Raw genomic sequence first — 7279 nt, 5'->3', positions numbered from 1 at the left:
CAGCGAGAAGGGCCTCCGCTGGGGCGGCCGACCCCTCGCACCGGCAGCCTGAAATCCTCACCCAACCCGGTGATCGTTTCCGGTCACAGCACTAGGTCGCCGGCGTCGAACAAGGCGCGGGCGCGTGCCAGGTGGGCGGTTACCTCTCCAGCCGTGACCGGTGTGGCGGGCACCGGCCGCGGGGCGAGCGCCTCCTCCAGTGAGGCCAGCGCGGGCGCCGGTACGGCGAGCCCCGCAGCGGCCAGAAAGGTTCGGCGTTTCACTGGATCCTCCCGGAACCTGGGCTGGAGGGCGGCTGCCGCCACCGTAGTCGATGACGTGCTGGAAAGCCCGAGGGCAGCGCCGAGCACGTCGGCTGGAATGGCGACGGCGTCGGCGACTCGTCGCAGGGTCGGGAGGTCGCTGGGGGCGCGGCGGCGTGTCTCTAGGCGGGAGATCGTGGATGCCGAGTATCCGCTGGCGTGCCCGAGGTCGGCCTGTCGCCATCCTCGGGCTTGGCGGGCGGCTCTCAGCAGGCCGCCGACGTCTCTCGCGTTGATCAGCGCTCGGACTCGGGAGGAGTCCCAGAGGGCGTCACGTGCGTCCATGTCACGCTCCTGGATCACACAGAGTCTCCTTGACGTTACGCGGAATCATCGCGATCAGCGAGCGGACTTGCACGATCTGCACACGAGTTGCGCAAGCTGACTAGGCCATGGGGAGCGGCCTCCCTACGGGTGTGTCGTGGCTTCAACAGCCTCCTGACCTGAGGAGAACCCATGCCGAACAAGAAGATGCCCAAGAGTGAGTGCCAGCTCTGCGGGGGGCAGTTCGACAAGCCCATCGGGTCGAAGATCACGCACAGCGACCCCAGCACCGGGAAACGCTGTGCCGGCAGTATCGTGCCGACCGGTCCGGCGTTCTAGCCGGCGGCAGAACGGTGCCCCCGCTCCTGCGAGCGGGGGCACCATGCGCGTCTTCAGCTAAGAGCGCGGCGCGATCTGAGAAATGCGCTGGTGTGACAGGCCGAGCAGGCTACCGATATCGCGGTTGGTCCACTCCCGGTCCATGAGGGTGTATATCGCGTCGCGTACCGCGTCGCGTTCGGCCTGCTCGGCCATCAGTCGTGCCCGCCGCGCGGCCCGGACCTTGTCGAGGACGTCGGCTGCTTCGGGGTCGGCGGGCACGAAGCTGATGCCGGCGACGTCGGAGTCGTAGCCGGGGAGTCCTCTCAGGGCCTCCGTAAAGGCGTCTGCGGTTTCGCGCCAGGTTGCCCCCTGGACGTGGATGACGTGCCCCTCTGGCGGGTCTTGGAGTGTGGCTGTCCAGCGCTTCCTGGTGCGGGTGAGCAGAGCCTGCCAGTGCTGGGTGATGTCCAGCTCGTACCGGTCTAGGTCTGCTGGGATGTCGGGCTGGTCGAAGAGTTCTTCGCTCCGTGTCGTCATGGGAGCACTGTAGGAGGGCCATGATGTGTACGTCTATCGGAACTAGCCAAAATTTGGCTAGGAGAGGTAGAAGCTAGGAGTGGGCGCCGGCATTCGCACCCCACAGGCAGAACACCGTCACCACAGAGACGAAGCCCCCGCTCTCCTTCCTCCTGCCTTACGGGCACGGGGGCTTTCTCTCTGCCGCATGCCCGACGTAGGGTGCCTGTACTGCCTGCGACGGAGACCCGCCTTGGTCCCCTTCGCGGGATCGGGCGGGCTTCTTCGTGTTGTGCCTTACGACGTCGCCTCCACGAACAGCGACGTCACCGCCGGCGTACCTCAAAGGTGGCGGGATTAGGCAGCGGTCAGAAGTCGAACTCACCGAGTTTCGCGCCACCCACGAAGGCCCGGAAGACGCCGCCGCGAAGGATCATCGGGGGGACGTCCGGCTGCTCCGAATCCTTGATCGCGTATCGGTCGCCGCTCAGCCTGGCCACGTATACGCAGTCGCCCCCATCATCGTGGGAGAGCGTGGGCTTCCGCCATCGAGCGGACGCCAGTTCGGCGCGCAGCTCCTTACCGCTCTCCATAGCGCGCCACCGCCTCACGTACAAGGCGCTGGCTTACATGTATCGGATGTGCCCACTCGCGAATTGCGTCGTACATGACGTTGACGCTTCTCACCGTTTCCTGATGGACGGACACCCCCGCCTGCGCCACCCCTTCGTGGTAAACGTGATCCGAAATCCCGTCGCCTTCGGCGATGGCGAAACCTCCGAGCACGCCGACTGTTACTCCCACATCCAACGGGACGACCTGGAACGAGACGTTGGGCCGCTCGGCCATGTCAAGCAGGTGCTGCAACTGCTCGCGCATCACGCCGTTACCACCGACCGGTCGTAGTAGCACGCATTCATCGAACAGCGCCCTATAAATAGGTGGCTTGCTGCGCTCGAACACGGCCTGTCTGCAGATCCGCGCTTCTAGCGTCTGCTCGATCCATTGCCCGGAAGCGAAAGGCCAGCAGGAGAGAACGGCACGCGCATAGTTGGCCGTCTGGAGGAGCCCCGGAACCACAAGTGGCTGCCAGGTGCGTATGGTGTGCGCCCGTTGTTCCGCCTCCGGCCACTCACGGAACCACTTCGACGCCGGCATGATCGTCGCATTGGACAGAAGCTCGAACAGTTCCCCATTGAGGCCCAGAGCGCCTTCCGCCATAGTCGTGAAATTCTCGGTCGGCCTGCGCTTACCGCGCTCGATAAGTCCGATGAGGCTCTCACTGCATGAAAGCAGCCTTCCCAGGGCCGTTTGGGACAGATCCGCCGCATCACGCGCGCTCTTCAGCACCTCACCGTATGTCCGCGTGTCCTCAACCATGGATCTCACACCCCTTCAAAGGACTCGGCAGCACCGCCACATCCGTCCGGCGACAGACAGTGACCCGACCATTACAAGCTACCGGCGAAACGACACCCTGGTAAGAGCCTCCGCACCCCGGGCGTCAACTCTCATCGGACAAAATAACGACATTTCTGACTAAATCGGTGAATACATGCGAGTGGAAACCACAGCAACGGATACTCCCAACGTCGGCCAATGGCGGGATACGACCCTGCGCCGAAACGAAAGAACGTCATGGAATGCCCGACAAGCGACTGGCCTTTGGCTCGCAAGCAGCCACCCCACCCTCCGCTCCGACGCCCTCCAAATCGTCGCCGAATTGGTCGCCAACGTCATTCAGCACGTGCCAGGCGGGCAACAACGCGACTGGGTGACGCTGCGCCTGGGCTTCGGCAACGGCTTCGTCCGCCTGGAGGTGATCGACCCGGGCACCTCCGACGCAGAACCCCGCTTCACACCCCCGGCCGGCTCTCTGGCGGAGTCCGGCAGGGGGCTCGGCATCGTGACCGGTCTGAGCATCCGGCACGGCACCGACGTCATCGAGGACGGCCACCGGATCGTGTGGGCCGATCTGGCAGTCGTTCCGTGATCGAGGAGTTCCCCGGCTGGGTGATCACGGCGGGGGCCGGGGGCGGCTACATCGCGTACCGCACCGTCCTGGTGCCCCGCCGCAGCGGGCTGTCCAACGTGCGCTGTGGGGCGACGCTGGAAGAGTTGTACGAGCACCTGCACCAGGAACTACGCGGCCAGAATCGGCACACCCCCGCGAGCCGACCAGTCACCGAACAGTCGTGACAGCCAATGCCCTGCCGTTGAAACCGGCCTGTTGAAGGGCGCGCGCCGCGTCGAGCAGAGAAGCTGGAACGGGCTCACCGCACTCGATCAGCCCGGATTTGGCGTAGCTCTCCAGACGGAGGATCTCGCCGGCGAGCATGGAGAGAATCCTGGAAACCGGAATGGCATCATCGCAATACTGGGCGAAGGTCACCCGTTCAGAGGCCACCCTGACGGTCTTCTCCGGCCAGCGACGCTTGGCCGTGGCGATCGTCCGGCGTTCGCAGTAAGGCTTCTGGACGATCAGGAAACAGTCGAGTGACATGCGGAGGTCACGCAGGAGTTCGGCGGAGAACCAGAAGTTCTCGCTGGTGTTACTGGCCAGCCGCTCGACGTAGATGTGAGCGTCGGGCACGTCCGAACGGACAAGGACATCGACGATGGCATCCGCCTCTGTGCTGAACACGCTGCCGCTGGGCACATGTGCGGGACCACCGGAAACCAGAATTCTGGGGGCAAGGCCGTCCCGATAGAGCTCCACCGCACGGCGCGCCACTCCCAGGTCATGACCTCCGAAGACGAGAATACACTCGGCACGTTCAACCTGCTGGTCAAGGCGCAGGTAGTCCCACAGTTGCCTCGCCGTCGCCAGCTCGTCGTCGGTGGGGATCTTCATTTTGGCTCCGCGCTGTCTGCTAGATGAGCGATGAACTTGATGTGGCTGTGCGTATGAGCGGAGAATCCTGGATGGGACTTCTCCGGCCTGGACCGTTCGTAACGAAGGTCGAGAGACGCGTAGGACCGCCGATAGAACTGCTCCGTGACACCACCTTCGCGATCCGGATACACCGGAATGACCAGGTGTTCTCGTGGCATGGTGGATGCGTTGCTGAACAGAGAGACGATGTGGGTCGCCCGGAGGGCGCTCGCCGCTCGTATCTTCTTCAGGACGGCATCCTTGTCCGCCACGTAATGCAGCACACCGTTCATGAGCACCACGTCATATCGGCGGAACAGGACAGCCTGGTCAATCGACTCGTTCCGAATATCGAGATGGACGTTCTCGCGGTTCGCAAATCTTTCAATTTTCCGGCAAGCCACCGGGCTGACCTCTATAACGTCAACTTCGTAGCCCAGCTTGGCCAACCTGATGGCGTCCGCTCCTTCGCCTGCACCAATGTCCAGCGCCCTGCCACGCGGCCGTTTGGACACGGCACGCAGAACCTCCGCGTTGAACCAGGTGTGATCCGAAGGGTCGAGGCTGTACCTGTTGTCGCCTGCCCACCAATATCTGACGTGACGACCGTACTGAAGATCGAAGAATGCAGCGATTTTCGTGACGTCTTCACCGATCACGCTTCATCGCCACTCTTCAGAGCGGACGAAGCATGCCTCGCACTGCTCTAAGTACCGCTTGAACCATGTTTCATCGACATCTCGACGCAACATGATCATTGGCGACCTCTCCCCAGGAAAGGCAGTCAGATAGTGCTGCACTATCAGCTTCCCTTTGGAGGTATCAACGTCAGTTCCCACCACTCCGACCGGAAGGACTTGATCCACCACCCGGAGGTCGACTCTTCGGCGGGCAGCCTCAGGAAGCTGCTCGTCCAGCCGTTGCCGCAGCAGCTGAAGGTTCTGGCGAATCTTCTGCCTCCTGACTTCAGGGTGCACATGGCTCATCTGCGCACTCGACTCCAGGCAGGAGCCGTCAGGGTCCATCGCCAGCAGGCGAATCGCCACTTCGGCCTTCGCCAAGGCAGAGAGCTCCGGCAATGCGATCATCGCGCCATCCAGGTTGATACCTATGATCATGACATTCCGCCGGGCGTCGGAAACGAGCGCTCCCATGCGCTCGAAGGACGACCGATCTCTCAGCACCGAGCTCGCCGTACTGTCGTTGGCGATATGATCGGCTATCCGTTTCGTATGCCCGTCGATGCGACGCAGCCGACCGGATCGTTCTACCACTGCATCAATCGCCAACAAGGCGAAGAGCAGGAGAACGACCTGTCGATCCTCAATCTCGACCCCAAGGATCTTCGGATCCAACGAAACGGTGAAGGCGGCGGCGATCACAAGAGCAGGGACAATATTTCCCGGCTGGGCAAGTGCTCGAATCTTCGCCTTCATGCGATAGGCACGATCTCAACGCGATTCACGGATCTTCCTCCGGCCGGCGGCCTCAGCATCATATTAACCGCATGGCACTGTGTCCATTTCCGCGCAAACGATGAAAGGGATTTTTCACCCTATTTGCGACCGTGACCTGCATGCGGCTCAGATGCCACTATGTCCACATAAGAGATAAAGTTGCGCCAAAAAGGAGATCACATTGTCGCGATTAGCCGTCGCCGCCTGGGTGGGTGCCCTTTGTGCCGCCGCCCTTCCCACAGGAGTGCTGTGGTGGAGCACCGTGTTCGAAGTCGAGGAGTCCGGCTTCTGTCACGGGTCGCTCCTGACTCCCCGAAGTGTCTGGGAATGGTGGTTCGGGCCGTTGATTCTGACGCTGCGGGCGGATCTTCACGCGCTTCTGACGCTCGTGATGACCTTGGGCGTTCCGGTCATCGTCGTGCTGGTCGGGGTGGTCCGATGGCGGTCGGCGCGGGTGGGTGGGGTGCTCGCGTTGTTCGGGGTGGTCCAGCCGCTCGTACGGCCGTATTTCGATCCTGTGGTGTGTGCCGACGTGCGGTTGTTCAGCGGGCAGTGGTTCGGGAGGGTGGGCGAGGCGCTGCGGGAGAGCACGAGTGTGAGCCTGCTGGTGGCCGCCGTGCTGGTGCTGGTCGCCACGCAGGTGCTGGGGCCCGCGAACGATCCGGCCGCCGCCGTCGCCTGGCGTCCGGTGGTGCGGCGGGTGGTGGGCTTCCTGTTCTGCTACTGGACGCTTGGCCTGCTCGTGGTGGTCATGGATGAGATGGCAGTGGGCTACCTGAACGCCGGTCTTCTGTACTGGCTCAGCACGGCCAGTGTCCTGGACAACCCCTGGCCGCTGCTCGTCGCGCTGGTGATGATCGCCTATGTGCCGGTACGGCGGGCGATCGCGGAACGGCGGCGCGGGTAGCCGCGGTCACTGCTGCTCGGGGATGGGTGGGAGGGGCGGGCGGGTGCGGTAGCGGTGGCGTTGGTAGAGGTAGAACAGGGTCGCGTGGAGTGCGGCGATCAGGAGGCCGAGGGTCATGGCCACGCCGAAAGGGAAGAGTTGGACGGCGAGCAGGGTGACGCTCGCTCCGATGACGATGCTGTTGATGGCCGCGATCGTCATGGCGATGGTGAACAGGCCGATGAGCCAGTTGGGGCGCCGTCCGATGCCCAGGGTCGCGGTGGTCGCGGCGACGACGTCGCTCTCGGCGGGGCCGGCCCAGGGGATGATGTAGGCGGCGCCGTGCGGGGACAGGTCGCGGTAATAGCCGCGGATGCGGGTCATCGCGGTGCGGCACTGGATGATCAGCAGGCCGGTGTCGACCAGCCGTACGCTGGTGAAGAAGCCGAGGATGATCAGGGCGGGCAGGATGCTCGCGGCCAGCGGTGCGAACGCGGGCGAGGGCGGTGCGGCGAAGCCGAGTGCCACGAGGGAACTCGACAGTGCCATGACGTATAACGTCGCGCGCGAGGATTCTTCGCTGGTGGCGGTGCTCGCGGCGGTCTGCAGGACGAAATGTTCGGTTGTGAGCGCGGATATGAAGGCGGGACTGTCGTCG

General features: G+C 63.6%; 12 protein-coding genes. 4 read left to right on the top strand and 8 right to left on the bottom strand.

What is annotated here, in order from left to right; genetic code table 11:
• Nucleotides 1-83: 83 nt before the first annotated feature.
• Nucleotides 84-605 carry a helix-turn-helix domain-containing protein gene (locus AB0I81_RS41190; protein ID WP_360669090.1) on the bottom strand — a complete coding sequence of 174 codons (522 nt, stop codon included), beginning with the start codon at nucleotides 603-605 and terminating at the stop codon, nucleotides 84-86.
• Between the two features lie 153 nt (nucleotides 606-758).
• On the opposite strand from AB0I81_RS41190, the gene AB0I81_RS41185 reads away from it, so the two are divergent.
• Nucleotides 759-905, top strand: a complete 147-nt coding sequence (locus AB0I81_RS41185) for a hypothetical protein (protein WP_360669087.1) — start codon at nucleotides 759-761, stop codon at nucleotides 903-905.
• A 57-nt stretch (nucleotides 906-962) separates the two neighbouring features.
• On the opposite strand, the gene AB0I81_RS41180 is transcribed toward AB0I81_RS41185, so the two are convergent.
• The 3 genes from AB0I81_RS41180 to AB0I81_RS41170 all read right to left on the bottom strand — a co-directional run bounded on the left by AB0I81_RS41180 (nucleotide 963) and on the right by AB0I81_RS41170 (nucleotide 2783).
• Entirely contained in the window at nucleotides 963-1424 is a 462-nt protein-coding gene (locus tag AB0I81_RS41180; protein WP_360669084.1) for a hypothetical protein, read from the bottom strand.
• Between the two features lie 347 nt (nucleotides 1425-1771).
• On the bottom strand, nucleotides 1772-1996 hold the full coding sequence (locus tag AB0I81_RS41175) for a DUF397 domain-containing protein (protein ID WP_360669081.1): 225 nt from the start codon (nucleotides 1994-1996) through the stop codon (nucleotides 1772-1774).
• Nucleotides 1983-2783 carry a helix-turn-helix transcriptional regulator gene (locus tag AB0I81_RS41170; protein ID WP_360669078.1) on the bottom strand — a complete coding sequence of 267 codons (801 nt, stop codon included), beginning with the start codon at nucleotides 2781-2783 and terminating at the stop codon, nucleotides 1983-1985. Before AB0I81_RS41170 ends, AB0I81_RS41175 begins: the two co-directional genes overlap by 14 nt.
• 175 nt (nucleotides 2784-2958) lie before the next feature.
• On the opposite strand from AB0I81_RS41170, the gene AB0I81_RS41165 reads away from it, so the two are divergent.
• Together AB0I81_RS41165 and AB0I81_RS41160 are read left to right on the top strand one after the other, a co-directional pair.
• Nucleotides 2959-3396, top strand: coding sequence for an ATP-binding protein (locus AB0I81_RS41165; protein ID WP_360669075.1), 438 nt, complete (start codon nucleotides 2959-2961; stop codon nucleotides 3394-3396).
• A complete protein-coding gene (locus tag AB0I81_RS41160) occupies nucleotides 3393-3602 on the top strand; it encodes a hypothetical protein (RefSeq protein WP_360669072.1) in 210 nt (69 codons plus the stop codon). The genes AB0I81_RS41165 and AB0I81_RS41160 overlap by 4 nt, the downstream gene beginning before the upstream one ends.
• On the opposite strand, the gene AB0I81_RS41155 is transcribed toward AB0I81_RS41160, so the two are convergent.
• The 3 genes from AB0I81_RS41155 to AB0I81_RS41145 are packed head-to-tail and all read right to left on the bottom strand — an operon-like array spanning nucleotide 3586 to nucleotide 5714.
• Nucleotides 3586-4257 (bottom strand): YdcF family protein, encoded by a 672-nt coding sequence (locus AB0I81_RS41155; RefSeq protein ID WP_360669070.1) that lies wholly within the window; start codon nucleotides 4255-4257, stop codon nucleotides 3586-3588. The two genes, AB0I81_RS41160 and AB0I81_RS41155, sit on opposite strands and share 17 nt — an antisense overlap.
• Nucleotides 4254-4937 carry a class I SAM-dependent methyltransferase gene (locus AB0I81_RS41150; RefSeq protein WP_360669067.1) on the bottom strand — a complete coding sequence of 228 codons (684 nt, stop codon included), beginning with the start codon at nucleotides 4935-4937 and terminating at the stop codon, nucleotides 4254-4256. Before AB0I81_RS41150 ends, AB0I81_RS41155 begins: the two co-directional genes overlap by 4 nt.
• Nucleotides 4938-4940: 3 nt before the next feature.
• Nucleotides 4941-5714: a DUF5919 domain-containing protein gene (locus AB0I81_RS41145; RefSeq protein WP_360669064.1), complete on the bottom strand. Its 774-nt coding sequence runs from the start codon at nucleotides 5712-5714 to the stop codon at nucleotides 4941-4943.
• A gap of 412 nt (nucleotides 5715-6126) precedes the next feature.
• Between AB0I81_RS41145 and AB0I81_RS41140 the strand changes: the two genes are divergently transcribed.
• On the top strand, nucleotides 6127-6642 hold the full coding sequence (locus tag AB0I81_RS41140; protein WP_360669061.1) for a hypothetical protein: 516 nt from the start codon (nucleotides 6127-6129) through the stop codon (nucleotides 6640-6642).
• Between the two features lie 6 nt (nucleotides 6643-6648).
• Here AB0I81_RS41140 and AB0I81_RS41135 read toward each other — a convergent pair whose 3' ends face one another.
• On the bottom strand, nucleotides 6649-7170 hold the full coding sequence (locus tag AB0I81_RS41135; RefSeq protein WP_360669058.1) for a hypothetical protein: 522 nt from the start codon (nucleotides 7168-7170) through the stop codon (nucleotides 6649-6651).
• Nucleotides 7171-7279: the final 109 nt, after the last annotated feature.

It is taken from the genome of Nonomuraea sp. NPDC050404, from assembly GCF_040655495.1.
Lineage (GTDB): Bacteria > Actinomycetota > Actinomycetes > Streptosporangiales > Streptosporangiaceae > Nonomuraea.
Note: the sequence above shows the minus strand (reverse complement) of the source record. Positions and strands in the feature narration are given on the sequence as shown.

Coding starts and splice junctions, on each gene's coding strand:
- AB0I81_RS41140 (WP_360669061.1), top strand. CDS start 6,127: ATGACCTTGGGCGTTCCGGTCATCGTCGTGCTGGTCGGGGTGGTCCGA.
- AB0I81_RS41135 (WP_360669058.1), bottom strand. CDS start 7,170: ATGGCACTGTCGAGTTCCCTCGTGGCACTCGGCTTCGCCGCACCGCCC.
- AB0I81_RS41170 (WP_360669078.1), bottom strand. CDS start 2,783: ATGGTTGAGGACACGCGGACATACGGTGAGGTGCTGAAGAGCGCGCGT.
- AB0I81_RS41165 (WP_360669075.1), top strand. CDS start 2,959: ATGCGAGTGGAAACCACAGCAACGGATACTCCCAACGTCGGCCAATGG.
- AB0I81_RS41155 (WP_360669070.1), bottom strand. CDS start 4,257: ATGAAGATCCCCACCGACGACGAGCTGGCGACGGCGAGGCAACTGTGG.
- AB0I81_RS41185 (WP_360669087.1), top strand. CDS start 759: ATGCCGAACAAGAAGATGCCCAAGAGTGAGTGCCAGCTCTGCGGGGGG.
- AB0I81_RS41180 (WP_360669084.1), bottom strand. CDS start 1,424: ATGACGACACGGAGCGAAGAACTCTTCGACCAGCCCGACATCCCAGCA.
- AB0I81_RS41175 (WP_360669081.1), bottom strand. CDS start 1,996: ATGGAGAGCGGTAAGGAGCTGCGCGCCGAACTGGCGTCCGCTCGATGG.
- AB0I81_RS41145 (WP_360669064.1), bottom strand. CDS start 5,714: ATGAAGGCGAAGATTCGAGCACTTGCCCAGCCGGGAAATATTGTCCCT.